The sequence below is a fragment of the Sporosarcina sp. YIM B06819 genome (assembly GCF_033485175.1).
Classification (GTDB): domain Bacteria; phylum Bacillota; class Bacilli; order Bacillales_A; family Planococcaceae; genus Sporosarcina.
The window spans coordinates 54,749-79,641 of sequence record NZ_JAWLIQ010000015.1 but is presented as its reverse complement, the minus strand read 5'-3'; the positions used below and the strand labels follow the sequence as shown (position 1 = coordinate 79,641).

The following is a 24,893-nucleotide window of genomic DNA, read 5'->3' as shown; positions in this document are numbered from 1 at the left end:
AAAAATCGGATTCAATTTCTCCATTTGCGAAACTCCTTTTTCATTTAAAGATATTTTCTATTCTGTGGTACTTTTTCATTTTTTCCTCGTACAAGTTCAAATTTCCCTTCTTCATGGAGGCATACATGAAGGTTATTGGCTTGCAGGCGCCATTTACAGTACCGCTCCAAATCCAATAGCGTTGCTCCTTAACGCTTAAATATCCCCAGTCCCCAGCTTTCTAGTTCATCGGCTTCCGAGATAGTACCATCGTTAGCAGTGCCCGTTCATGCAATGAACGGATATACCCCCCTTCCATCACCGGTTAATCCAATAAAAGGGCAGTTAGCACGCACCCAATGTTTACCACACTCAAACAATTCCATTAGCTTCTAATCTGTATATTCAGCTTCTCAGAAAGGAAGAAAACCTTTCATTATATCAAATAAAAACGCCCTTCTTTAAAAAATCGACTATTAGTTTTCGTTTCAAAAACTTTATTTAATTTATACAAATTTAAATCCCAAAAGTGATAAAAAACGATTCGTAATTTGATAATCTAAGGACAAATAAATTAAGGAGGGCTTTGCAATGACGATTGATAAATATTTTAAGTTTTTTTCTGCTGAACTTAAAGAAATTACGGTTGAACAGTTAGAGAAGAATAAACCGTAGGAATCCCTACACACTTTTTTCTACATATGAAAACTAAAAATGTTATGTACATAGCAAAAAAATCACTCACTAGAAGTCAAACAACGAGGAGTAATGAAAATGAACTTAGAACTAAACCTACCTTTATTACTGGAAACCCAGCTGCATGATATTACATCAAAAGCCTTTAAAGCTGCTATTAACGAGCTCCAACAAAATAATACAAAAGAATGGATGAGCTTAAAAGAAGGCGCTTCATATGCCGGTGTAGCAATTAATACTTTTAATAAATTCAGACTTGATGGATTAAAAGTATGTGAAATCGATGGTGTCAAAAGAGTTTCTAAAACTGAAATTGATAGTTTTTTGAATAATCATAGCTTCTAATTCGACTAAACGGTTAACAAGATTGAGGTTGTTTAAGATATAATATAGATGATGTTATTATCATGAAATGGATAGTAGCATTTTCTTTCCTCATAATCTTGTCTCCGTAAATACAAGGAGGAAATAAAAATGAGTAAAATGAGTAAAATAGATAAAACTATTAAAGCATACACGAAAAAAAATGGAGAAATACGTTACATGTTCCGTATATACGTTGGGGTCGACCCTCTTACCGGTAAAGAACAGCGGACAACACTACGTGGATTTAAAACACCAAAAGAAGCGGATTTGGCTCTATCCCGTATAAAAATCGAAATAAGTGAAGGTACTTTTCGCAAGCAACGGGTAGAAACTTATGAAGACATCTACAATTTATGGATTAAGCAATATGAAAAAGATGTGGAGGAGAGCACATTTGTTAAAACTACAGGTCTCTTCAAAAATCATATTCTTCCTGCAATGGGTGCTTATAGAATTGAAAAGATGCATGTCCGTGTATGTCAAAAACATGTGGATGAATGGGCTGTGAAGTTAAAGAGGTTCCGCATGGTAAAATCTTACGCTGCGAAAGTGTTGGACTTTGCGATTAACCACGGGTATATACAAACCAATCCGTTTACAGGCGTAAATATGCCCGCAAACGCTTCTAAGAAGATTATTGAAAATGATGAATATGAAGCTGAGAACTTTTACAGCCGTGAGCAACTAAAAGAGTTTCTATCATGCCTAGAACAGGAAAGTAACTACAAAGCGTATGCCTTCTTCCGATTATTATCGTATAGTGGTATTCGTAAAGGTGAAGCACTAGCTCTAACATGGGATGACTTGGACTTCAAAACAAACCAGATACGTATTAGCAAAGCTATTTCACGAGGTAAAAATAATCAGCTATACCTGAAACTTCCCAAAACACGTCGTTCTCGTATAATCAAAATGGATGGCAGAACAATGGATATTTTAAAAGTGTGGAAAAAAAAGCAGAAGCAGGATTATTTAATACTCGGCTTTAATACGTCGCAACCGAAGCAACTTGTATTTAGCAATGAGCTCAACGAATACATTCAGCCTACCAAAACACGTAAGTGGATTTTGCATGTGCAGGAGAAATACAAGTTAGACAAAATTACAACACATGGTCTTCGCCATACACATTGTACATTGTCAATTGAATCTGGTGCTAATCTAAAAGAAGTACAAGACCGTCTTGGGCATAATGATATAAAAACTACCATGAACATTTATGCACACGTTACAGAGGAAGCGCAGGAAGGCGCAATGCTGAAGTTCGCTGACTATATTGGGATGTAGATGGATGACCCCGGTTTTGACTCCGGTTTTGACTCCGGTCGATTGATATTCAATGAAATCATATGAAACAGGCAAAAGAAAAAACCCTTGATATACAAGGGTTTTGACGCCATATGAAATCCGTTGATTTCTATATATGGAGACGGCGGGAGTCGAACCCGCGTCCAAAGGCCCTAACACTTAAGCGTCTACGCGTGTAGATTGTCTATTAGGTTTCGCACATCAGTAGCCGGCAATCAGGGCATCCTGTGTGCTATTCTGCGAATCTCTTCCGGCTGCCTCAGAAGGCAACAGCCGTCGTATCCCACTTAGAGTGAGCCTTGCAATGCCACATGGGCGATGGAACTACAAGGCAGATTCATCAGCTTACGCTGCGAATGCTAGGTTGTTGTTTGTTTTGCCTGTTATTATAAGGTGTCGTTTCTGACGGAGCCGAACCCTCCGACGCGCAACTCAAGCTCAGACTACCCCTGTCGAATCCGTAACGCCCCCGTTATGAGGATGTCAGGATAACCTATTTAAAGGTTTCTGAACGATATTTCTATACTCATCATAGCGCATTTTCACCAAAAAATCAATCCCGTTGCTTATCCTTTAAGACACGAGCCATTTCACGCTTGGCTTCCTTCTTCTTAAGATCCTGGCGTTTATCGTAATCTTTCTTCCCTTTACCAACGCCAATTAACACTTTTGCAAATCCGTCTTTCAAATACATCTTCAATGGTACGATGGAAACGCCTTGCTGTTTCGTTTCGCCATATAGTGTGGCAATTTGTTTTTTATGCAGCAACAGCTTTCTTGAACGCAATGGGTCATGGTTGAACTGGTTGCCGTAATCGTATGGACTAATATGCATATTGGAAATCCACGCTTCGTTGTTACGGATACGCACAAAGGCATCCCGTAGCTGTACTTTCCCATTTCGAATTGATTTAATTTCGGTTCCTACTAGCACGATACCTGCTTCAATCGTTTCTTCGATGGCGTAATCGTGATTCGCTTTTTTATTGACCGCGACAACTTTCCCTTGGCCTTTCGCCATTTACTTCACCCCATATTCAGATACAGCTGAGGCGGCCGTAACCGCCCCTCGTATCATTTTTTCTTTTTCGATCTATTTTTAGGTTTACCTGCACCTTTTTTCGCAACGCTTTCGTAAAACTTTTTCTTTTTATTATACGTGCCTGTATTCTTTTTGTCTTTTGATTTATCATCAGACTTACCGCCACCGCCGCCTTTTTTCTGCGCATGGATCACTTTCGGTGTTTCCCTGCGCGCACGATGGAAGGATTGTTTCATACCGACAATTTCAAAGTCAATGGCGGATTCTTCTGGTTTCACGGCAACCACTTTAACCGTTACTTCATCACCCAAACGGAATTGCTTGCCCGTATGCTCACCAATCATCATCATTTGTCTATCGTCAAAACGATAATAATCGTCGGTCATATAACTAACGTGAATCAAACCTTCAATTGTGTTCTCCAGTTCAACAAACAGCCCGAAGTTCGTAACCGACGAAATAACGCCTTCGAATTCTTCCCCGATTTTGTCGAGCATGAATTGCGCTTTTTTCAACGACTCCGTATCGCGTTCTGCTTCTACTGCACGACGTTCACGGTCAGATGTATGATCTGCAATATCAGGTAATCTGCCGCCCCACTCTGCAGTCGTTTGTGGAGAAACGTCTTTTTCAATTAAATACTTGCGTATTAAACGATGAACGATTAAGTCAGGATAACGACGAATTGGCGCTGTGAAATGTGTATAGAACTCCGTCGATAATCCAAAGTGACCTAAGCTTTCATCTAAATACTTCGCCTGTTGCATCGAACGTAACAACATCGTCGAGATGACCGTTTCTTCCGGCAAGCCTGCAATCGATTCTACAATTTCCTGCAAGGCGCGTGGATGCACTTTGTTGCCCGTACCCTTAACGACAACCCCGAAATTCGTTAAGAATTCGAAGAATCGTTGCAATTTCTCTGCTTTCGGATCTTCGTGAATTCGGTAAAGGAATGGTACTTGCAGCCAGTGGAAATGCTCTGCAATCGTTTCATTCGCCGCGAGCATGAACTCCTCAATCAGGCGCTCTGAAACCGTACGTTCCATAATGACAACGTCAGTCGGCCATCCTTTGTCATCTACAAGGATTTTCGATTCCTTGAAATCAAAGTCAATCGCTCCACGATCCATTCGTTTCTGTTTCAAAATAGCCGCTAGTTCCGCCATATGGTTAATCATCGGAACGACATTGGCATATCGAGCACACAATTCTTCATCTTTTTCTTCGATGATTTTATAAACTTCGTTATACGTCATACGTTCCTTTGATCGAATAACACTTTCGAAAATTTCATGGTCTGTCACTTTACCGTTGCGATCGATGGTCATTGTACAAGACAATGTCAGTCGATCCACACCCGGGTTCAATGAACAAATCCCGTTCGATAACTTATGTGGCAACATTGGAATAACCCGGTCTGTCAAATAAACGCTAGTGCCGCGATCGAAAGCATTGTCATCCATCGGAGAGTTCTCCGTTACGTAATAGCTGACGTCTGAAATATGGACAGATAACAAATACGACCCATCATCATTTTTAACAACTGAAATCGCATCATCCAAGTCTTTGGCATCTGCGCCATCAATGGTAATCGTTAGCTCTTCCCGCAGATCATGCCTTTTAAATAAATCCTGCTCTTGCACTTCATCTGGAATAGTATTCGTCTGTTGCAGCACTTCTGCAGGAAATTCAACTTCAATGCCATGCTTATGAATAATAGAAATGATGTCTACACCTGGATCATTTTTATGCCCCAGAATTTGCGTTACCATACCTGTCATGGATTTTAATTCACTCGGCCAATCGGTAATTTCAACGACCACTTTATGGCCATCTACCGCATCCAGTGCATCACCTTTGGCAATAAAAATATCCATCGGTAACTTTTTACTATCAGGAATCACAAAGCCAAATCCTTTATTATGCTGATAGGTGCCAACCACTTTTGTTGTTTTACGTTCTACGACTCGACTAATCGTTCCTTCGCGTCGATCGCCCGACGTGCCATTTGTCACACGAACAAGTACGATATCCCCGTCCATTGCGCCATTTACTTCATGCGGTGGAATGAAAATATCATCCATTCCTTCCGTTTCAGGTGCAACAAAACCAAAACCTTTGGCATGCCCGATAAATTTCCCTCGGACAAGATTCATACGCTCTGGTACACCATAACGATTCGTTCTTGAACGAATAATCATTCCTTTTTGTTCAAGATGAACAAGCATTTTGACAAGTTCCTTGAATTCCGCTGCTTGCTCAAATCCCATTAATTCTTGGATTTCTTGCACAGTCAACGGTTTATATGACTCGTCTTTCATGATAGACAGCACTTTTTGTTGCATATCTTGATCGAAATTATCCAAATACCTCACTCCTTCATTTACCTAGCATTATCATTTGTTTCATTGTTCACACATGCCAATCCAGTGATTCAAGAAATTCAAAAATATCTTCATGCAGCTGGACTTTTTCCGGTCCTAATGTGATGACATGACCAGATTGTTCATACCATTTCAGCTGTTTGTCATCTGATTCTGCGTTATCGTAAATGACATTTGCCGAATCCGGATCAATGACATCATCGAGTGTTCCCTGCACAACGAATAGCGGTGCATAGATATGGTCGATTTGCTCGCGTACATCGTATATTAGTGTACGTAAATCTGCGAGAGATGGCATCGATTGTTGCTGTAACACTTCCATATCTTTTTCGATTTGCTGCTCATCTTTTCCTTCATATTTCTTATATTCTCGTGCATATGCTAAGACACCCTCGTACATAAGATCCGTCGTTTTCATCGACATCGGTGCACACATTGTTACAATACCCTTCACAGGCATGTTATATCCTAATTTCAGCGAAAATACGCCACCTAACGATAAGCCTGCCACCGCAATTTCATCGTAGCCGGCTTCCTTTAATTGATTATACCCCGCGAGGACATCTTGCCACCACTCTGCGGGTCCGCTTTGTATCAATTCCTCTGGCGGTACACCATGCCCTTTGTAATGAGGAGCAAGCGATGTATAGCCTTTCTTCTCCAGAAAGCGTCCAAGCATCCGAACGTCTGCTGAAGTACCCGTAAATCCATGCAGTAGCAAAACCGCACGCCTCCCTGTTTCGATAAAAAATGGTTTAGGTTGAGATATTCTCATGTTGTTCACCTTTCTCTTCAGATAAAAAACGCCCGACCAGTCGGAAAGGTCAGGCGTTTATAAAATATATTCATTTAGAATTTCATAATTAGAATTGCCAAGACAAAAAGTAAAATTGCTAATGTCAAGGTCACCCGTTGAAGAACAAGATCAAGTCCACGTGCTTTTTGTTTACCGAAAAGTTGTTCAGCTCCACCAGAGATGGCTCCTGAAAGACCTGCACTTTTTCCAGATTGTAATAATACAACAATGATCATAGCTAGTGCAACGATTACCAGTAGTACCATCAATACTTCATGCATATTGTTCCACCTCCTGATTAAAACTTACAACAATCTTCATTTTACCAAATATAAGCTGCTGATACAACCTTTTGTTCAACTATTCATTTTTATGAATGAACTGTATTATTTTTTTGGATCAATCACGCCTCCGCGTGATTGCGTCCGGATTTTTTTCGAGCTTGGGGCCTACAGGATGTAGGTCATGCAGTCGTTGCGACAGGACGTCGCGCACTTAGACTGCCTTCTTAAGCTCCCCTAAAAATCCGTGACATCCGCCGGAGGCTTTATCTGAATTTAGCAGGGATCTTCTGCTGAATTTAGATAAAAAAAATCTCACCTAAGAGTCTACTGCAGTAGACTCCCCAAGTGAGATTTTCATCACAATTATTTTTTCAAGTTATAAAACGTTTTAGCGCCTAGGTATACAGCTGTGTCGTCAAGTTGATCTTCGATACGGAGCAATTGGTTGTATTTCGCAACGCGATCCGTACGTGAAGGAGCACCTGTCTTGATTTGTCCAGCATTTGTTGCTACTGCGATATCAGCGATTGTTGTATCTTCTGATTCACCTGAACGGTGAGAGATAACCGCTGTATAGCCAGCGCGTTTCGCCATTTCGATTGCATCAAACGTTTCCGTCAATGTACCGATTTGGTTTACTTTAATAAGGATCGAGTTACTGATGCCTTCTTCAATTCCGCGTGCCAATTTCTCCGTGTTTGTAACGAACAAGTCATCACCAACAAGTTGAACTGTTTTGCCAAGGCGTTCTGTTAATAGCTTGTGACCCGCCCAGTCGTTTTCGTCCAAACCATCTTCGATTGAAACGATAGGGTACTTCTCGCACATTTCAGCATACCAATCAACCATTTCAGCAGATGTCTTAACGATACCTTCACCTGAAAGATTGTATGTGCCATCTTCTTTATTGTAAATTTCAGATGCTGCAACGTCCATCGCAAGAAGGACTTCTTCACCTGGCTTGTAGCCTGCTTTTTCAATTGCTTCGATAATCGTAGACAATGCTTCTTCGTTAGACGATAAGTTCGGAGCAAATCCGCCTTCATCACCAACAGCAGTATTCAAACCTTTTGACTGCAATACAGCTTTCAAGCTATGGAAAATTTCAGTACCCATGCGAAGACCGTGGCGGAATGATTCTGCGCCAACTGGCATCACCATGAATTCTTGAATGTCGACGTTGTTGTCCGCGTGCTCTCCGCCATTCAAAATGTTCATCATTGGAACCGGCAATTGTTTTGCATTGACACCACCAAGATATTGGTAAAGTGGAATATCAAGATAGTCTGCAGCCGCACGTGCAACAGCCATAGATACGCCAAGAATTGCGTTAGCGCCCAATTTCCCTTTATTCGGAGTACCATCAAGTTCGATCAACGCTTTGTCAATTGTTACTTGATCAAGAACAGAGTACACTTCTTCAAGTTCGTCAGCGATCACATCATTGACATGCTCAACTGCTTTTAGAACTCCCTTACCAAGGTAGCGATTTTTGTCGCCATCACGTAGTTCAACAGCTTCATATTCACCTGTTGAGGCACCAGATGGAACGATTGCACGACCAAATGCACCGCTTTCTGTAAATACTTCAACCTCTACCGTTGGATTTCCTCGTGAATCAAGTACTTCTCTTGCTTGGACGATTGTAATAACTGGCATGTCAGTCTCCCCTTTTTAAAATAATGGTGTGCCGGTCATTTCTGCCGGTTGTTCAAGCCCTAACAATTTTAACATTGTTGGTGCAAGGTCTGCGAGTATACCGCCTTCGCGTAGTTCGATATCTGACTTCGTCACGATAACTGGCACAGGATTTGTTGTATGTGCAGTCATCGGTCCTCCGTCCTGTGTTGTCACTTCATCAGCATTGCCGTGATCGGCCGTGACAATTGCCGAACCACCTTTTGCATGCAATGCATCAATGATTTTACCTAGACAAGTATCGACCGTTTCAATCGCTTTAATCGTCGGCTCCAGCATTCCGCTATGCCCGACCATATCCGGGTTGGCGAAATTCAAGATAATCGCATCAAAACGATCGGCTTCAATGCCTTCAATCAGCGCTTCTGTTACTTCAAATGCACTCATTTCAGGCTTCAAGTCATAGGTTGCTACTTTCGGAGAAGCAATTAAAATCCGCTCTTCTCCTGCAAACGTCTCTTCCCTGCCGCCACTCATAAAGAAGGTGACGTGTGGGTATTTCTCGGTTTCAGCAATACGCAGCTGTGACAGCCCATTATGCGCAATTACTTCACCAAGTGTGTTCTCTAAATTTTGGCTGCTAAAGACGACATCCGCAACGACTTCATCACTATAATGCGTGAAGGTGACAAACTTCAAATCTACGAACTTGTTGTCACCAGTATCAAAACCATCAAACGCAGCATCCGTAAACGTACGTGATAGCTGAATCGCCCGGTCTGGACGGAAGTTAAAGAACACCACTGCATCTCCATCTTCCACTTTTGCAACTGGTTTACCCAGTTCTTCGATGATGAATGGCAAGACGAATTCATCGTGATCACCGCGCTCATATGATGCTAGTACGCCTGCTGTTGGCGTTGCTGCTGTTAAAGCAGTACCGTCAACAATTGCATGATAGGCTTTTTCCACACGTTCCCAGCGCTTGTCACGGTCCATTGCATAGTAACGTCCTGAAATACTCGCAAACTTCCCAACACCAATGTCCTTCATGACTGTTTCAGTCTTTTCGATGTAATCAAGAGCGGATTGTGGACCTACATCGCGTCCATCCAAAAATGCATGGACGAACACTTTGTCAATGCCATTCAATTTAGCAAGACGCAACAATGCGAACAAATGCTCATAATGGCTATGTACACCACCGTCAGACAGCAGCCCCATTAGATGAAGTGCCGAGCCTCGTTGCTTAGCGTGGGCAATCGCCCCTAGTAGCGCTTCATTATCAAAGAAATCTGCTTCTCTAATAGATTTGTTAATGCGTGTCAAACTTTGGTAGACAATACGACCCGCTCCAATGTTGAGATGACCCACTTCTGAGTTCCCCATTTGGCCATCTGGTAACCCTACCGCCTCACCACAAGCTGTTAGCGTGGAGTGAGGGAAGTTATTCCATAGGAGGTCGTAATTCGGCTTATTCGACTGCGCAACCGCATTGCCGAGCTGTTCATCTCGAAGGCCGAAACCATCGAGAATAATTAATGCGACTGGACTTTTACTCATGGGCTCCAGCCTCTACCAATTTCAAGAATGATGCTGGTTCAAGACTTGCACCGCCGACAAGTGCACCGTCGATATGTTCCATTGACAGAAGTTCTTCGATATTATCCGGCTTCACACTGCCGCCGTACTGAATGCGGATAGCTTCTGCAACAGTTTCACTGTATAGTTCGCTAACTGTTGCACGAATTGCGCCACACACTTCGTTCGCATCTTGAGCAGTAGCTGTTTTACCTGTACCGATTGCCCAAATTGGCTCATATGCAATTACAGCTTGTTCTGCTTGTGCTGCACTGATGCCTGCAAATGCTTTTGTCACTTGCGCCGCTACTAGCTCAACCGTTTGGCCTGCTTCGCGCTCTTCAAGTGTTTCACCTACACAAACAAGTGGCGTTAGGTTGTATTCGAATGCTGCATGGACTTTGCTGTTTACAGTCTCGTCTGTTTCATTGAAATATTGACGACGCTCTGAATGGCCAAGAATGACATAGCCGACATCAATACCGACTAACATCGCTGGGCTTACTTCCCCCGTAAATGCGCCTTCTTTTACATCGTGCATTGTTTGTGCGCCAATGCCTAGTGCCGAACCTTTTGTAAGCTGTGCTAGCTCCGAAAGGTATAAAGCAGGTGGACAAATAACCGCTTCTACGTTATCTGATACGGGTACCAGTCCTTTTACTTCTTCCACAAAGCTTTTCGCTTCTTCAACAGTCTTGTACATTTTCCAGTTACCCGCAATAATTCGTTTACGCAAATCGATTCCCCCTACTCAGTTATCATTTAGTGCAGAAACACCTGGCAAGTCTTTGCCCTCCATAAATTCAAGAGAAGCGCCTCCACCAGTCGAAATATGATCCATTTTATCAGCAACGTCGAACTTTTCAACAGCCGCAGCTGAATCTCCGCCACCAATGACAGTATAGCCTGTTGTTACTGCCATTGCTTGTGCAACACGCTTTGTACCACCTGCAAATGGCTCAAGCTCAAATACACCCATTGGGCCGTTCCAAATGATCAATTTGGATTCTTCAATTACTTTTGCATACAATGCTGCCGTTTCAGTCCCAATATCAAGACCTTCCCAATCTGCAGGAATTGCATCATTTTTTACGACTTTCGTATTGGCATCTTTCGAAAAATCATCTGCAACCACAACATCTATTGGTAAATACAAATTGACACCATTATCTTTTGCTTTTTGAATAAAGGATTTAGCTAAGTCAATTTTATCTTCTTCAAGCAAAGACTTGCCAATTTCGTAGCCTTGCGCTTTCAAAAATGTGTAAGCCAAGCCGCCACCAATAATCAAGTTGTCCACTTTATCGAGTAAATGATTAATGACACCGATTTTATCTTTCACTTTTGCTCCGCCAATAATCGCAGTGAATGGACGTTCTGGCGTTGACAACGCTTTTCCAAGTACGTCTAATTCCTTTTCAATTAACAAACCTGATACTGCTGGAATATAGTCCGCGATACCCGCTGTAGATGCATGCGCACGGTGAGCTGCACCAAATGCGTCATTGACGAAAACATCTGCAAGATTTGCAAAGCTTTTCGCTAGGTCAGCATCATTCTTTTCTTCACCCGCATGGAATCGAACATTTTCAAGAAGAACGATATCGCCGTTGTTCATCGCAGTAATCGCTTGCTCCACTTCTTGTCCAATAGACGTATCTAATTTGAGGACTGGTTTGCCAATTAGCTCAGCAAGTTTTTCGCCTGCTACTGTCAATCGCATATCCTCGTTCACTTCGCCATTTGGACGACCGAGGTGACTGGCAAGAATAACTTTTGCTCCTTGTTCCACCATGTATTCAATTGTCGGGATAGCTGCACGGATTCGTGTATCATCCGTTACTTGCCCATTTTCCATCGGTACATTGAAATCCACGCGGCAAAATACGCGTTGTCCTTCCAGTTGCATATCTTTCATCGTCTTTTTTGACTTCATAAAACATGCCCACCTCCAAAGTTATTTACTTCAAAAAAATGAGGAACGGGGTAATCCCCCGCTCCTCTTACCCAACTTTATTATAAGCGGTATCTATTTTATTGGCTATATTTAGCTTTAACTTAAATCAGCAAAAGTTCCTGCTGATAATTATAGCTAGCGGAAGGCAACCTAAGTTCGCTACGTCCTGTAGCAACGGTTGCATAATCGACATCCTGTCGACCCGCGGATATCACAGATTTTGTAAGGAGTTAATTGAGCCCTGCTCAATTCAAAATCTGGACGCAATTACGCCAAGGCGAAATTGATTAAAGTCAGCTACTTATAGTCCTTTGCTGTGCATGTAAAGTGCAAGGTCGATACAACGTGCAGAATAACCTGATTCATTGTCATACCAAGAAATAACTTTTACCATGTTATTTTCAAGAACCATTGTTGACAAGCCATCGATCGTTGAAGATGCAGTGTTGCCATTATAGTCTCTTGAAACAAGTGGTAATTCATTGTAAACAAGAACGCCAGCTAGTTCGTTTTCAGATGCTTCTTTAAGAGCAGCATTTACATCTTCTACTGTTACGTCTTTTTTAAGATCAGCAACAAAGTCAACTAGTGAAACGTTTGGAGTTGGTACGCGAACTGCCATACCATCTAATTTACCTGCCAATGCTGGGATAACTTTTGTTACTGCAGATGCAGCACCAGTAGTTGTTGGAATCATGTTTTCAGCAGCTGCACGCGCACGACGGTAGTCGCTGTGTGGCAAGTCTAGGATTTTTTGGTCATTTGTATAAGAGTGAACAGTTGTCATCATACCGCGCTCGATACCAAACTTATCGTTTAATACTTTTACAATTGGTGCAAGACAGTTTGTCGTACATGATGCATTCGATACGATTGTATCATTTGCAGCATCGTATGTTTCATGGTTAACACCCATAACAAGCATTGGAATATCGCCTTTTGCTGGAGCAGACAAGATAACACGTTTCGCGCCCGCTTCAATGTGCTTGTTAAGTCCTTCGCGGTCTGTGAATACGCCTGTTGAATCAATAACAACATCTATGCCAAGCTCTCCCCATGGAAGATCTGCAGGGTTTCTTTCAGCGTATACTTTAATATTTTTACCGTTCACAACTAAGCTATTGCCTTCAGAACTGATTTCTGCATCGTTAACACCGTGTACAGAGTCATATTTCAGAAGGTGTGCAAGCATTGCTGCATCCGTTAAATCGTTGATTGCAACGATTTCAATTTCCTCTTGTTGTAAAGCTTCGCGGAATACTTTACGTCCGATTCGTCCAAATCCGTTAATTGCAAGTTTCAATGTCATAATAATACCCTCCGAATGGTTTTTTATATTTTTTAAAACATTTATCCACTTTAACTTATTCCCTAAAAATGAAACGGTAATCCTAAATAATTATTATTCGATGATTAACTTCAGCATTTCATTTGCAGCACCTTCATCAGTTACCAAAATGGTTTGTTTGGGTGCACTTGCCATATAGGCCATGATTGCTTCCGCCTTACTACTGCCGCCCGCCACTGAAATGATGAGTGGAATTCGTTCCAAATGGCTCGTCTGAATACCAACTGTCCGTATTCGATGAACGACATGGCCATCTTTATCGAAATAATAACCGAATGCTTCGCCAATGGCTCCGCTATTTTGCAGCAATTGCTGTTCTGCATCTGAAGAGTTGCGTAAGACAGCCATGGTCTGCGCGTCACCAATTCCATGGAGAACACAATCCGTTGTTTCATAAAGACTAAGCATTTTCACAACGAATGGTTCATTGCGAAACGCTTTTTGTGCTTCTTCGCTTAACGACTCAGGATAATAAAACGTACTATACGTACCCCCACACGCCTCTGCAAAGGAAGCTGCGATGACATTTGCTTGTAAGCCGATATCGTCTCCGACACCGCCCCTAGCGGCGATAAACATCTGGTCAGTTGTGTCGCTGAATTTTTCGATATGAGAAGGAATCGATGCAATTGTACTCCCACCGGTGACGGCTATAATCTTGCCATCCCCAATTTTAGAACTAAATTGCTTCGCTGCTTCCATGCCCAATAAACTTTTAGCAGTAGAGTCACCATCCATATCGCAATTGCCAGCAACCACTTTGACAGAGCGAATGCCTAAAAACTCCGTTAACCTCTTGGCAATCGATGCGCGACCCGACCAGTCTTCCATTGCAGCCTCCAGTGTGCGTAACACTGACCCGCCTTCAGTCGTAATCGAGGCACCCTCTTTGGCCACATGAATTAGATTCTGTGCTCGAAGAATATCCATCATTGTTCGTGTTTCTCGTTCTGAAAGACCAGCTATCTGACCGAGTGGACGCCTCCCGATTGGACCAGACATTTTAATAAGCTTCAACATCCGGTATCTTTGTTGCATCAGTTCCATCATTTCAGGAACGAGTTTCCTTTGCGCTTCCATCATAAAGTCCAATTATTCCTCCCTTCAGTCAACAAGGACACATATCGTCCCATCAAACTGAAAAATGTCCCACATAGAGCAAAAAAAAATATTTCTAAGTCAATTGTATATCATCCTCTTTAACTTATCAACAAAAAGAATCAGTTTTCAGAATAAGCCAATGACATCAACGTAGCCAATGGTACCATACAATAATACTTCGTCATCTTTCGCAATGACTGGAATCATTAACATGAATTTCTCATGATTAACATCGTCCAATTCGATATTGACCTCGTCCCACGTAAGCGGAAAATCTTCTTGCACCAGTTTCATCATCGCCTTCGCTTCATCGCAAAGATGACAATTCGGTTTTGTATAGAATGTTACATGCATGATCAAACACCTCTAGAATATTGGGATAGCTTTAGTATAGATGAAGAACGAATGAACTGCACATGATACTACTTCATCACACACCGATTCATAACGCTACACGAAACATTCTCCATGAGTGAAAATAATCGAATAAAAGCCGATCCATATTCGGATCGGCTTACATTCGATTATTTTACTTTTTCATATCACTACGTGAGATAATATGGTCAATCAAACCATATTCTTTTGCACGCTCTGCTGTCATAAAGTTATCGCGATCAGTATCTCTTGCAAGAACTTCAATTGGCTGTCCCGTACGCTCTGCAAGAATACCATTAAGTTTCTCGCGTAGGAATAGAATACGCTTCGCGGCGATTTCAATTTCTGTCGCTTGACCTTGTGCGCCACCAAGCGGCTGGTGGATCATCACTTCCGCATTCGGAAGAGCAAAACGCTTACCTTTCGTACCAGCTGCAAGAAGGAATGCCCCCATAGAAGCTGCCATCCCGATACAAATCGTTTGAACATCTGGCTTAATAAACTGCATCGTATCGTAAATTGCCATCCCAGCTGTAATGCTTCCGCCTGGGCTATTAATGTAAATCGAAATGTCTTTTTCTGGATCTTCTGCTTCCAAGAAAAGAAGCTGTGCTACGATTGAATTTGAAACGTTGTCATCAATTCCACTACCAAGCATGATAATTCTGTCTTTCAATAGGCGGGAATAAATATCGTAAGCCCGCTCTCCACGACTCGTTTGTTCAATTACTGTTGGTATTAGGTTCATTCCATTTCCTCCTTCAAGGTACATAGTCTTGTCAGTCTGTTGAAACAACTTACGCTTCAACTGTAATTTTATCATACATAGTATGGTCAACGAAGGTCAAATATAACGCTTTCAAAATAACTATTGCAATCAGACGGCTTCATTAGTATAATGAAACTTGTCTGCTAAGGTAGTCATGAATCGTTCGTCCTCGTGGTGCAATGGATAGCACGCAAGCCTCCGAAGCTTGAAATGTGGGTTCGACTCCCGCCGAGGGCATAGTTTACCCGTCATTGTTTATGCAATGACGGGTATTTTTTTATCGCTTAAAAGGCTAGTAACCAATGTTTCCATTAGTGTTGCCACCGTTTCACACAAACTAAACAACGTCAACGCGAAACCTAACAATGTTCCCAGCAAACTATGCAACGCTCTCGGAACTAAACAACATTCCCTGCAGTGTTCACAACGTTTCACGCAAACTATGCAACGTCAACGCGAAACCTAACAATGTTCCCAGCAAACTATGCAACGCTCTCGGAACTAAACAACATACCCCGCAGTGTTCACAACGCTTCACACAAACTATGCAACGTCAACGCGAAACCTAACAATGTTCCCAGCAAACTATGCAACGTCGCCGTCCTCCCCCACCATCTCCAATAAAAAAACCGTCTCCAATTATCGATGGACGATAAGAAACGGCGGGTTCTCACTTATTTTTCATTTTCAACAAGAATTGACAACGTGCTCAATGCCTGTTCTTCATCGATTCCATCAGCTACAAGCGTCACGGATGTGCCACGCGCAATGGCAAGGCTCATAATCCCCATAATACTTTTCGCATTGACTTGCCGATTGTCTTTTTTCAAAAATATATCTGCTGTAAAACGATTTGCTTCTTGGACGAAAAGTGCTGCTTGCCTTGCTTGCAATCCTGTTTTCATTTTTACTTCCACTGTTCGCTCTGCCATGTATTCCCCAACTCCTATCTATTTGTCAGCTTCCAATGCCCCCACTACGGAGATTTTCTGCAATTTCCTCTATTTTTCTTAAGCGGTGGTTCACGCCCGACTTACTAACGGTTCCGCCTGAAACTAATTCACCAAGCTCTTTTAACGTAATATCTTGATTATCTACTCGAAGTCGCGCAATTTCTTGCAGTCTATCTGGTAATTGACCTAAACCAATCGTATTTTCGATAAACTTTATATTTTCAACTTGGCGCTGTGCAGCCCCAATCGTTTTATTCAGATTCGCTGTTTCACAATTTACAAGTCGGTTTACGCTATTGCGCATATCCCGTATAATCCGCACATCCTCGAATTTCATCAGTGATACATGAGCTCCAACAATACTTAGGAAATCCGATATTTTCTCGGCTTCCTTCAAGTAAGCAATATAACCCTTTTTGCGTTCAATCGACTTGCCGTTCAACTGATATTTATTCATCAATTCGACAAGTGCATCACTATGTTCCTTATAGATTGAAAAGATTTCGAGGTGATAGGAGGATGTTTCCGGATTATTAACCGAACCTCCGGCTAGAAAAGCACCTCGTAAGTAAGCACGCTGGCAACATTTCTTCTTCACTAATGCCGGTGATATCTCATTTTTAAACTGGAATGTTCCCGTCAAAATGAGTAGTTCCTCAAGAAGTGATTTGGCACCTTCCCGTATTCGACAAATATACACATTATTTTTTTTCAAGCGCATCTTTTTCCGCACAAGTAATTCCACTTTATACGGATACAGCCGCTTTACATTCGAATATAGACGCCTAGCAATCGCTGCATTTTCAGTTTGTACATCAAGACTTAACTGTTTGTTTGAAAAGGACAGTGCCCCATTCATTCTAATGAATGCCGCAATTTCTGCCTTTATACAGCAATCATCTGCTTCAATTTGCGTCATTTCTTTTTTTGTTTCTGAAGCAAAAGACATGATTTTTCAAGTCCCCTTTCCCGGCGACGATCACGTCTATTCCGTTTTTACAGCACTATCTATATAATCCATGAGCCAATTCGCGACTTTCCCTGGGTCATGCATCACAAGTTCCCCATTTACTAATGCGATATCCTTTACGATGATGCTTGGAACAAGCTGCTGTAAGTTCTCCAAATCATTTATAACCGGCCATGGTGCTTCCGTTTGTTCTTTCCTGCCAAGCAACGCTGTTATATCCGCACCATTCAATAATACCGCGTCAATAAAAGCCGCACCCGCATGATCGTACAATGCCTGGACATGCTCTGAGGCCGTATAACGATACGTCTCACCTGCTTGCGTTGTCAAGTTACCAATATATACTTTTTTCGCCTTAGATGCCAATACAGCTTCTCGAATTGCTGGAACAAGTATTGTCGGTAAAATACTCGTATACAAACTACCTGGACCAAAGACGAGGAGATCTGCCCCCATAATGGTATCAACCGTTTCAGGCAATGGCTCTGCTTCCTGCGGAGACATATACACTTTGCGAATCCTTCGACCATAAACCGGAATTTTGGACTCTCCTGTTACAATTGTGCCATCTTCCAGTTCCGCATGCAATGTAATCCGTTGATTAGCAGCTGGTAATACCTTCCCCTTGATGTTCAAAACACGACTCATTTGCTCGATTGCACGGGCAAAATCACCTGTAATATCCGTCATCGCAGTTAGCATAAGATTGCCAAGCGAGTGCCCTTTCAAATCCTCTGAGGATGAAAATCGATATTGAAACATCTTCTCTATAAGCGGCTCAACATCTGAAAGCGCTGCCAATACCTGGCGGATATCACCAGGAGGTGGAATATCGTATTCATCCAGAAGTCTGCCAGAACTACCTCCATCATCGGCTACCGACACAACTGCCGTCAAGTCAATATGATGACTTTTTAACCCGCGTAATAACGTCGATAATCCGGTTCCACCACCGAAGGCAACTACTTTTTTCAATTTACCGGATCGAGACATGGTGTCATCCCTTTCTCTTTTCAACATCCCGATGGGTAATGAAAGTCCGGTATTCATCCTTGAATCTCGCTCCAAAAAATTCAGCGAGCGTTACCGAACGATGTTGCCCTCCAGTACACCCAAACGCAATGACAACTTGTGATTTTCCTTCATTCTTATACTGCGGAATGAGAAACTTGAACAAATCTGTCAACTTGTCGATTAAAATCTGCGTATCACTCCACTTGAGGACATAGTCGTAGACTTCCTTATCAAGCCCTGTTTTCACTTTTAATTCCTGAATATAAAAAGGATTTGGCAAGAATCGTACATCGAATACGACATCCGCATCAATTGGCATGCCATGTTTAAATCCGAATGAAATAAAGTTTACGGTAAAGCCAGCACTATCCTTAGTGGAAAACTCAGCCATAATCTTTTCTCGCAATGCCCTCGGCTTCAAACTCGATGTTTGATAGATTGAGCGGGCTCTGCCTTTCAATTCCGATAGTAGCAGCCGTTCTTTTTGAATACCCGCTAGTGGCAATCCGCCATCAGCTAAAGGATGTGAGCGCCTTGTTTCTTTATAACGTCGAACGAGCGTCTCATCATCTGCATCGAGGAATAATATGCGAGAAGATACGCCTTCCATACGCAACAAATCATCTAGCGCACCGATGAGCGAATCGAAAAGATCGCCTCCCCGCGTATCCATGACAGCCGCAATTCGTCTCATGCGATTTTCCGATTTCATCATCAAATCAAGAAACATCACTAACAATTCAGGAGGCAAATTATCGATACAATAAAAGCCAAGATCTTCAAAGCTCTGCATGGCAACAGTTTTACCTGCACCCGACATCCCAGTAATAATGACGATTTCAACATCGCTATTTGGTGTTTCCATTTCTGTCATAACCTATCACCTTCCCTAGAATGCTGAATTTCTTCTTTCAACAGCTTAAATTCCTCGGTGTAAAAGAACGTTCCATATTGTATGCCAAGCTGTGACACTGCAAACAATAAATTCGTGCGATCCCCTTCCGCCATTGGAAGCGTCTGTAAACTTTCAACGGGGTGCCATTCGAGATCACCTTCCGTTGTTGTTTCAAATGGTGTACCCATCAAATCGCGCGCCAAAAATGTATAAAGCATCCACTCATTTTTAACATGTTCACCTGTGTCATCCACAATAACCATCGTATAAACACCTTTTAAATGCGGCTCAATAGCCTCGGCACCCGTTTCTTCTACAAATTCTCTCGCTGCTGCCTCGTAAACCGACTCACCCGGGTCCATCTTGCCACCAGGGGCTACATACCAACCGCGACGAGGTTTTTTTAATAATAATACTTGACCGTCTTTCACTACGAGTAAGTTTGCGATTCTTTGCATTTGTCTATCCTCACCTTTTTAAGCGCATACATTTATTATACAACGTATTGCCAATAAACAACATGAAAAAGGAGGCCACCCACTAGAATATTCTAGTGAATGGCCTTTTTTTGTAAATTGCTATATCAAAAGGGGGGTCAATTGATACGTTTACTATACCCCAGCAATGTTGCATGACTGTTACAGTCATATTAAGGTTTGATTAAGCCTTGGCGCCTAATTTCTCCATCAATTCTTCAACATATTTCTGCACAGCCTGTGCGGCAATACTACCGTCACCAGTCGCTGTAACAACTTGACGCAATAATTTCTCACGTACATCTCCTGCCGCGTAGATACCAGGCACAGATGTTTCCATAATATCGTTGGTTTTTACATACCCATTTTCATCAAGAATACCTAGTTTTTCAAATGGAGCCGTTAGCGGATCCATTCCGATATAGACGAATACACCATTTGTTTCAAAGTCCTTTTCCGCTCCATCTACCGTTGACACAAGCGTTACTGAACCAACTTTACCGTCTTTTTCGTTCACTTGTTTAACGGTCGAATTCCAAATGAATTCAATTTTATCGTTGGCGAACGCACGTTCTTGAAGAATCTTTTGTGCACGCAACTCATCTCGACGATGAACAATCGTTACTTTGTCTGCAAAGCGTGTTAAATACGTTCCTTCTTCAACCGCAGAATCTCCGCCGCCGATGACAACGAGTTCTTTTTTACGGAAAAATGCACCATCACAAACCGCACAATAACTTACGCCGCGACCTGTCAACTCACTTTCACCTGGAATACCCATTTTGCGATATTCTGCACCTGTTGTAATAATAATGGCACGTGTCTTATATTCTTTGCCGCCAGCAATAATTGTTTTAAAGCTTTCACCATCGATAACTTCCGTCACGTCACCATAGGCATATTCAGCACCAAACTTCTTCGCATGCTCAAACATTTTTGTCGATAAATCTGGACCTAAAATCGTTTCAAATCCAGGATAGTTTTCAATTTCCTCTGTATTTGCCATTTGACCACCAGGTATCCCACGCTCAAGCATTAGCGTAGATAAATTCCCACGTGATGTATAGACAGCTGCTGTCAGTCCAGCTGGCCCAGCACCAATAATAATGACATCATAGATTTTTTCAGTTGTCATGTTCATTTCCTCCTTGACTCCATTGACTCTTCCTCTACTCTAACCAAAGCGTATAAGAATGGCTTACTTCAATCAACTTTTCTGCTTATTAAACGATACATCACACATCAAATTGTGGCAGAAATTCGATCAATTCACCTACATACTTCGTTAATGTAGGAACAGATACACCAAACTCTCTCGCAATCGCTGTTTTCGTTATCCCTGAATAGCGCGATGACTGAAACATGTAGTCCGTTGCTGCCGCCAAGGCCGCTGGATTCCGAAACAAATAATCGCGGCTCAATGCAGTTTCGCAAAGGGTAAACCACATTTGAAAAAGATGTGACGCCTGTTTATCCAATGGTCGATATTTAGCATACAGCAACTCAGTCGTTTCAAGTGCACGTAAAAATGATTGGTCAAAAGTCGTTTCTGGCATGAAATCATAATCGATACCACTCGCCAAAAATAATTGTTCAACATCACTTAGTTTGTCAACATCAATATAAGATGGATGCGAGATAATTTCTTGCTTATGACCTGATTTCCCAAGAAGATAAAAGCCAAACATGCGCTCACTGCGATAAGCATTTCGGATTTTCCCCAACAAAAAATCCCGATCCTGTTCAAGCGAATCAGCTTGAATATCCGCTTGGACATCTTTCCATGGCTCATAACCAGCCTTCGTTGGATCCATGTCCACGAGTGTTGCATATGACTCTTTTGCTACTTCTTCATGTCCAGAGAAATAAGCACAATGCGCTAACCAGAAATAGTAACCTGCATCACCTTGGAAGCCGCGCTTTTGTAAACTTCTCAACCAGTTATAGGCTTCCTTATGCCTCCCAACAAGCGCAAATGTCGCACCTAGCTTATAGCGATGCTCAAATTGATAAGGCTTAATTTTCACCAATAAATCAAGAAGAGAATCCAGTTCTTCTTCCTTTTTTTCATAATAATAAAAGACAGCAAGATTACAAAGGGCGTGTATATTTCCTTTACTTTTACTTAAGATTTCATGCAATAACTCACTCGCTCGCACGGTTTTTCCAATATAAAAATAAGCCAGCGCCAAGTTATTGTAAGCTGCCCAAAACTCGGGATATTCCACAATAATTGACTCAAGTAATTCCACTGCTTCATTGAATTTACCTGACTCCATAAGACTTCGTGCTTTCTCCTGAAGAAAATAAGCTTCCCCATCGGGCATCTCGTCGTCTTCAAAAAATGCTTCTTCTTGTTCTGCAAAGTCGATAATTTCCATTGATTCATCAGCAAACGGGCCATTCGGATCTAACGAAATATATTTTTCCGCATACATCTTCGCATCACGCAACATCCCAAGATGGGCATGCACCTCCGCCAAATAGAAAATAATTTCCTGTTCTAACGGGGCGAGTGTATGGGCAGCCATTAGCAATTCATGAGCTTCTTCGAAACGTCCTTCTTCCATCACTAATACGCCATATTGCATGATAATGTTCGAATTATCGGGGCTTAGCTCTGTTGCTCTTTTTAAATACCTATGTGCATCCTCAAAGCGGTCACGTTGCATCGCCTGAAGTGCTTTATTATAATAAAATTCACCGTCTGGAATGAAAGAAATAATTTTTTTATCCTGCATCTTACGTTGTTTGTCCAATCATATTCCCCCGAAAAAATAAAAAGGAACGTACCATACGTTCCTTCTCGTATTGTTGCCTATTATAGCATAAGTTACTCAAACGCTATTCGTTTTCAGTTATTTTGTTGGCGTTCTCTCATTTGCTGTTCTGTAAAGATGATGGCTACTGGATTTCCACCCGCAAATACGCCCGGAGGAATGTCTCGGTTCACTAGCGATGCCGCCGAAACAATGGCACCATCGCCAATTTCCACTCCCGGCAAAATCGTCGTATTCGCTCCAATTAAGACATTCTTTCCGATTATCACATCACCAATTCGGTACTCATCAATCAAATATTCATGGGCCAGAATTGTCGTATTGAAACCAATAATGGAGTTATCTCCTACTTTTATCCGCTCTGGAAACATGACATCCGGCATGACCATCAATGCAAAGGATGTTTGATGGCCCACTTCCATTTTCAAAAATGTACGGAACAAAAAGTTCTTCATCGGGATGAACGGAGTATATCTCGACAACTGAATAACGGCAAAGTTTTTTGCTACTTTGAAAAACGGCACAGTTTTATAAATATGCCACAGTGAATTGGCCCCACCTTTTGCCGGATACCGTTCAGTCCGCCTCAAATTTCTTCACCTTTGACGATGTGAAGTAAATCTGAAATATGCTGTAGCATAAAGTCTGGATGAAATGTCTGCAAAAACGCTTCTCCTTTAGCACTCCACGCCACTCCCGCAGTACGGACCCCCGCATTTTTACCGCCCTCGATATCGTGATAGTTGTCACCAATCATGAGCGCTTCATCCGCGGAGGCCCCCAAACGTTCAAGTGCAAGTAAAATCGGTTCTGGGTCTGGCTTCGCTTTCGTGACATCATCTATACCAATGATGACGTCGAAGACCCCATCTACGTCGAGAAGTTCTATCCCTCTTAAAACCATATCCTTTCTCTTCGTTGAGACGATGGCCATTTTCAAACCTGCTGCCTTTAGCAACTGCATAGTTTTAGAAACACCATCAAACTCACTTGCAAGTTCATCATGCATCTCTTTATTCCAAGTGCGATATTCTTCGGTAAACTCCTCAACCCTTTGAGGGTCAACTTTGCTAAACGCTTCCATCAATGGAGGTCCAAGAAAAGGTAAAATATCACTTCGCTTATATTTCCCAGGATAATGCTTATCAAGGACATGCTGGTAAGATCGAATAATCAACTCATTCGTATCCAGTAAAGTTCCATCAAAATCAAATAATAACGTCGTAATTGGTTTAACCATCTGCCACTGAAACCCCTTTCTCTTTCTGTTGTTCCGTCCGTTTCCAAATATACGCAACGATGATGGTCAAGACGAAAGCTGTCACAACACGGATGAGTAGCAATGGGAGAATAGGAATACCTAGTGGCATAAATATCAGCGTATCTTCAATAACAGCATGACAGGCCACCAGAAATATGAACGCCAAAGTTGCATCTTTCTTACTGACGCCATCTTCTTGTACTGCCTGGATCATAACGCCAGCCCCGTAAGCAAGCCCAATCACTAAACCGGCCACAAGTGTCATTGAAGCATTCGGTTGTACACCAATCACTTTTGTAAAGGGTGCCAACTTCTCCGAAAACTTCTGCAAGTAATTCCGATCTTTCAAAAATTGCACAATAATCATTAACGGAATGACGATAAGCGCCAGTTGTAACACACCAAATGATGCTTTTTGGACACCCATCAAGCCGATTTCCAACCAACCATCTGGTATATCCGTCACTTTAGGAGCCATCCCATACTGTGCTGTTTCGCCTCCGCCTTGCCATAATAAATTGATGATAATAGCTGATAAAGAAGCTAATCCAAAACGCACAACAAGTACAATCCACAACTTTACACCGACTTTTAGGGCAACACCTGTTTCGATAAACATATTATGCGAAAACGACAGCATAGTGGCGATGATGAATACTTCTTTCACCGTCAATTCCAACGATAGTATACCTGCAATTCCTGCATATAAATTGAGTGCGTTACCTAGTACTAACGGAATCGCAGCCTCTCCACTTAAACCGAATACCCCCATAATTGGTGCGACTAGCTGAATAACCCAGGGCAACACGGGTGTATGTTGTAAGATGACGACGAGTACAGTAATCGGGAAAATAATTTTCCCCAACGTCCACGTTGTCCGAAGCCCTGCTTTCAGACCATTTTGAAGCGTCCCCATT

24 protein-coding genes, 1 tRNA gene and 1 other RNA gene are annotated in these 24,893 nt (G+C 42.1%); 3 read left to right on the top strand and 23 right to left on the bottom strand.

Going from position 1 to position 24,893, the window contains the following annotated elements; all coding sequences use genetic code 11:
- Positions 1-753: 753 nt before the first annotated feature.
- Positions 754-1,020: a DNA-binding protein gene (locus tag R2B72_RS11765; RefSeq protein ID WP_318616760.1), complete on the top strand. Its 267-nt coding sequence runs from the start codon at positions 754-756 to the stop codon at positions 1,018-1,020.
- Positions 1,021-1,149: 129 nt separating this feature from the next.
- The gene (locus tag R2B72_RS11760; protein WP_318616759.1) at positions 1,150-2,328 is read left to right on the top strand and encodes a site-specific integrase; all 1,179 of its coding nucleotides are present in this window, start codon (positions 1,150-1,152) and stop codon (positions 2,326-2,328) included.
- Between the two features lie 134 nt (positions 2,329-2,462).
- On the opposite strand, the gene ssrA is transcribed toward R2B72_RS11760, so the two are convergent.
- The 13 genes from ssrA to clpP form a co-directional block, all read right to left on the bottom strand.
- Positions 2,463-2,820: a transfer-messenger RNA gene (ssrA, locus tag R2B72_RS11755) on the bottom strand.
- An 82-nt stretch (positions 2,821-2,902) separates the two neighbouring features.
- A complete protein-coding gene (gene smpB / locus R2B72_RS11750; protein WP_318616758.1) occupies positions 2,903-3,370 on the bottom strand; it encodes an SsrA-binding protein SmpB in 468 nt (155 codons plus the stop codon).
- Positions 3,371-3,423: 53 nt separating this feature from the next.
- Entirely contained in the window at positions 3,424-5,739 is a 2,316-nt protein-coding gene (gene rnr, locus R2B72_RS11745) for a ribonuclease R (RefSeq protein WP_318616802.1), read from the bottom strand.
- Positions 5,740-5,806: 67 nt separating this feature from the next.
- On the bottom strand, positions 5,807-6,553 hold the full coding sequence (locus R2B72_RS11740) for a carboxylesterase (RefSeq protein WP_318616757.1): 747 nt from the start codon (positions 6,551-6,553) through the stop codon (positions 5,807-5,809).
- A gap of 74 nt (positions 6,554-6,627) precedes the next feature.
- Positions 6,628-6,855: a preprotein translocase subunit SecG gene (secG, locus tag R2B72_RS11735; RefSeq protein ID WP_318616755.1), complete on the bottom strand. Its 228-nt coding sequence runs from the start codon at positions 6,853-6,855 to the stop codon at positions 6,628-6,630.
- A gap of 366 nt (positions 6,856-7,221) precedes the next feature.
- Entirely contained in the window at positions 7,222-8,517 is a 1,296-nt protein-coding gene (eno, locus tag R2B72_RS11730) for a phosphopyruvate hydratase (RefSeq protein WP_318616753.1), read from the bottom strand.
- A gap of 15 nt (positions 8,518-8,532) precedes the next feature.
- Entirely contained in the window at positions 8,533-10,059 is a 1,527-nt protein-coding gene (gpmI, locus tag R2B72_RS11725) for a 2,3-bisphosphoglycerate-independent phosphoglycerate mutase (protein ID WP_318616752.1), read from the bottom strand.
- Entirely contained in the window at positions 10,052-10,813 is a 762-nt protein-coding gene (tpiA, locus tag R2B72_RS11720; protein ID WP_318616751.1) for a triose-phosphate isomerase, read from the bottom strand. The genes gpmI and tpiA overlap by 8 nt, the downstream gene beginning before the upstream one ends.
- Positions 10,814-10,828: 15 nt before the next feature.
- Entirely contained in the window at positions 10,829-12,013 is a 1,185-nt protein-coding gene (locus R2B72_RS11715) for a phosphoglycerate kinase (protein WP_318616750.1), read from the bottom strand.
- Positions 12,014-12,335: 322 nt separating this feature from the next.
- Positions 12,336-13,343, bottom strand: coding sequence for a type I glyceraldehyde-3-phosphate dehydrogenase (gap, locus tag R2B72_RS11710; protein WP_318616748.1), 1,008 nt, complete (start codon positions 13,341-13,343; stop codon positions 12,336-12,338).
- 93 nt (positions 13,344-13,436) lie between these two features.
- Positions 13,437-14,465: a sugar-binding transcriptional regulator gene (locus R2B72_RS11705; protein ID WP_318616801.1), complete on the bottom strand. Its 1,029-nt coding sequence runs from the start codon at positions 14,463-14,465 to the stop codon at positions 13,437-13,439.
- Between the two features lie 144 nt (positions 14,466-14,609).
- A complete protein-coding gene (locus tag R2B72_RS11700; protein WP_318616747.1) occupies positions 14,610-14,837 on the bottom strand; it encodes a glutaredoxin family protein in 228 nt (75 codons plus the stop codon).
- Between the two features lie 175 nt (positions 14,838-15,012).
- Positions 15,013-15,606 carry an ATP-dependent Clp endopeptidase proteolytic subunit ClpP gene (clpP, locus tag R2B72_RS11695; protein ID WP_318616746.1) on the bottom strand — a complete coding sequence of 198 codons (594 nt, stop codon included), beginning with the start codon at positions 15,604-15,606 and terminating at the stop codon, positions 15,013-15,015.
- A 186-nt stretch (positions 15,607-15,792) separates the two neighbouring features.
- On the opposite strand from clpP, the gene R2B72_RS11690 reads away from it, so the two are divergent.
- Positions 15,793-15,864: transfer RNA gene (locus R2B72_RS11690), tRNA-Arg, on the top strand.
- Between the two features lie 437 nt (positions 15,865-16,301).
- Here R2B72_RS11690 and R2B72_RS11685 read toward each other — a convergent pair.
- From R2B72_RS11685 to R2B72_RS11640, 10 genes are all read right to left on the bottom strand, one after another.
- Positions 16,302-16,559, bottom strand: a complete 258-nt coding sequence (locus R2B72_RS11685; protein WP_318616745.1) for an HPr family phosphocarrier protein — start codon at positions 16,557-16,559, stop codon at positions 16,302-16,304.
- A gap of 25 nt (positions 16,560-16,584) precedes the next feature.
- Positions 16,585-17,529: a DNA-binding protein WhiA gene (gene whiA, locus R2B72_RS11680; RefSeq protein WP_318616744.1), complete on the bottom strand. Its 945-nt coding sequence runs from the start codon at positions 17,527-17,529 to the stop codon at positions 16,585-16,587.
- Between the two features lie 36 nt (positions 17,530-17,565).
- Positions 17,566-18,543 carry a YvcK family protein gene (locus R2B72_RS11675; protein WP_318616800.1) on the bottom strand — a complete coding sequence of 326 codons (978 nt, stop codon included), beginning with the start codon at positions 18,541-18,543 and terminating at the stop codon, positions 17,566-17,568.
- Positions 18,544-18,547: 4 nt separating this feature from the next.
- Positions 18,548-19,438, bottom strand: a complete 891-nt coding sequence (gene rapZ / locus R2B72_RS11670; RefSeq protein WP_412177827.1) for an RNase adapter RapZ — start codon at positions 19,436-19,438, stop codon at positions 18,548-18,550.
- Positions 19,435-19,917 carry an NUDIX hydrolase gene (locus R2B72_RS11665; protein WP_318616743.1) on the bottom strand — a complete coding sequence of 161 codons (483 nt, stop codon included), beginning with the start codon at positions 19,915-19,917 and terminating at the stop codon, positions 19,435-19,437. Before R2B72_RS11665 ends, rapZ begins: the two co-directional genes overlap by 4 nt.
- A 202-nt stretch (positions 19,918-20,119) precedes the next feature.
- Positions 20,120-21,070, bottom strand: a complete 951-nt coding sequence (gene trxB, locus R2B72_RS11660) for a thioredoxin-disulfide reductase (protein WP_318616742.1) — start codon at positions 21,068-21,070, stop codon at positions 20,120-20,122.
- A gap of 100 nt (positions 21,071-21,170) precedes the next feature.
- On the bottom strand, positions 21,171-22,694 hold the full coding sequence (locus tag R2B72_RS11655; protein ID WP_318616741.1) for a tetratricopeptide repeat protein: 1,524 nt from the start codon (positions 22,692-22,694) through the stop codon (positions 21,171-21,173).
- 95 nt (positions 22,695-22,789) lie between these two features.
- Entirely contained in the window at positions 22,790-23,305 is a 516-nt protein-coding gene (locus tag R2B72_RS11650; RefSeq protein ID WP_318616740.1) for an acyltransferase, read from the bottom strand.
- Positions 23,302-23,955 carry a pyrophosphatase PpaX gene (gene ppaX / locus R2B72_RS11645; protein WP_318616739.1) on the bottom strand — a complete coding sequence of 218 codons (654 nt, stop codon included), beginning with the start codon at positions 23,953-23,955 and terminating at the stop codon, positions 23,302-23,304. The genes R2B72_RS11650 and ppaX overlap by 4 nt, the downstream gene beginning before the upstream one ends.
- Positions 23,948-24,892 (bottom strand): nucleoside recognition domain-containing protein, encoded by a 945-nt coding sequence (locus tag R2B72_RS11640; RefSeq protein ID WP_318616738.1) that lies wholly within the window; start codon positions 24,890-24,892, stop codon positions 23,948-23,950. The genes ppaX and R2B72_RS11640 overlap by 8 nt, the downstream gene beginning before the upstream one ends.
- Between the last annotated feature and the right edge of the window lies 1 nt (position 24,893).

Bases quoted from the DNA above. Each gene is read 5' to 3' on its own strand.
- R2B72_RS11765 (WP_318616760.1), top strand. From the start codon at position 754: ATGAACTTAGAACTAAACCTACCTTTATTACTGGAAACCCAGCTGCAT.
- R2B72_RS11760 (WP_318616759.1), top strand. From the start codon at position 1,150: ATGAGTAAAATGAGTAAAATAGATAAAACTATTAAAGCATACACGAAA.
- smpB (WP_318616758.1), bottom strand. From the start codon at position 3,370: ATGGCGAAAGGCCAAGGGAAAGTTGTCGCGGTCAATAAAAAAGCGAAT.
- rnr (WP_318616802.1), bottom strand. From the start codon at position 5,739: ATGCAACAAAAAGTGCTGTCTATCATGAAAGACGAGTCATATAAACCG.
- R2B72_RS11740 (WP_318616757.1), bottom strand. From the start codon at position 6,553: ATGAGAATATCTCAACCTAAACCATTTTTTATCGAAACAGGGAGGCGT.
- secG (WP_318616755.1), bottom strand. From the start codon at position 6,855: ATGCATGAAGTATTGATGGTACTACTGGTAATCGTTGCACTAGCTATG.
- eno (WP_318616753.1), bottom strand. From the start codon at position 8,517: ATGCCAGTTATTACAATCGTCCAAGCAAGAGAAGTACTTGATTCACGA.
- gpmI (WP_318616752.1), bottom strand. From the start codon at position 10,059: ATGAGTAAAAGTCCAGTCGCATTAATTATTCTCGATGGTTTCGGCCTT.
- R2B72_RS11715 (WP_318616750.1), bottom strand. From the start codon at position 12,013: ATGAAGTCAAAAAAGACGATGAAAGATATGCAACTGGAAGGACAACGC.
- gap (WP_318616748.1), bottom strand. From the start codon at position 13,343: ATGACATTGAAACTTGCAATTAACGGATTTGGACGAATCGGACGTAAA.
- R2B72_RS11705 (WP_318616801.1), bottom strand. From the start codon at position 14,465: ATGATGGAAGCGCAAAGGAAACTCGTTCCTGAAATGATGGAACTGATG.
- R2B72_RS11700 (WP_318616747.1), bottom strand. From the start codon at position 14,837: ATGCATGTAACATTCTATACAAAACCGAATTGTCATCTTTGCGATGAA.
- clpP (WP_318616746.1), bottom strand. From the start codon at position 15,606: ATGAACCTAATACCAACAGTAATTGAACAAACGAGTCGTGGAGAGCGG.
- R2B72_RS11685 (WP_318616745.1), bottom strand. From the start codon at position 16,559: ATGGCAGAGCGAACAGTGGAAGTAAAAATGAAAACAGGATTGCAAGCA.
- whiA (WP_318616744.1), bottom strand. From the start codon at position 17,529: ATGTCTTTTGCTTCAGAAACAAAAAAAGAAATGACGCAAATTGAAGCA.
- R2B72_RS11675 (WP_318616800.1), bottom strand. From the start codon at position 18,543: ATGTCTCGATCCGGTAAATTGAAAAAAGTAGTTGCCTTCGGTGGTGGA.
- rapZ (WP_412177827.1), bottom strand. From the start codon at position 19,438: ATGACAGAAATGGAAACACCAAATAGCGATGTTGAAATCGTCATTATT.
- R2B72_RS11665 (WP_318616743.1), bottom strand. From the start codon at position 19,917: ATGCAAAGAATCGCAAACTTACTCGTAGTGAAAGACGGTCAAGTATTA.
- trxB (WP_318616742.1), bottom strand. From the start codon at position 21,070: ATGACAACTGAAAAAATCTATGATGTCATTATTATTGGTGCTGGGCCA.
- ppaX (WP_318616739.1), bottom strand. From the start codon at position 23,955: ATGGTTAAACCAATTACGACGTTATTATTTGATTTTGATGGAACTTTA.
- R2B72_RS11640 (WP_318616738.1), bottom strand. From the start codon at position 24,892: ATGGGGACGCTTCAAAATGGTCTGAAAGCAGGGCTTCGGACAACGTGG.